This window comes from Chromohalobacter sp. HP20-39 (assembly GCF_033052815.1).
In the GTDB taxonomy this organism is placed as follows: domain Bacteria; phylum Pseudomonadota; class Gammaproteobacteria; order Pseudomonadales; family Halomonadaceae; genus Chromohalobacter.
This window is the reverse complement of the sequence record NZ_JAWHTP010000225.1, coordinates 1-402: the sequence shown is the minus strand read 5'-3', so window position 1 is coordinate 402 and position 402 is coordinate 1. Positions and strand designations below refer to the sequence as shown.

1 protein-coding gene is annotated in these 402 nt (G+C 59.2%); it reads right to left on the bottom strand.

The annotated features are described in order from the left end of the window. On the bottom strand, positions 1–228 hold a 228-nt coding region (locus tag RVY79_RS17750), incomplete at its 3' end, for a hypothetical protein (RefSeq protein WP_317465827.1). Positions 229–402 lie beyond the last annotated feature (174 nt).

Below are 402 nucleotides of genomic sequence, written 5' to 3'. Positions count from 1 at the left end.
TTTCTCTTCCTCGGCCACGGCATTGCGGATGTCGCGCAGGAACTGCTGCACCAGCTCGCGGCCGAGCGAAGCCATCGCGGCATCGCCAAGGTCATTGCGCAGGAGCGCGTTCGCAATGGGCGCCATGTAGACGTGCGTGTCGTCGAGGCCCTGGTCCGCGCAGTACATGCCGTTGGCCACAAGGGCTTCGCACACAAGGCGTTCCGTCTGGGTGACTGCGTTGACCATCGCTGCTCTCCATCTGTTGGCACCGTGTGGTGCGTCGATGGGTGAATATTAGGCCGACCTAAAACACGAGTCAAGAGAAATTTTAGGGCGGGCTAATTTATAGCCAGGATGCGGAAGAAGGTATTACTAAAGCGGGCGCAAAAAAGCCCGCACTCAGCGGGCTATGTCGCAGGG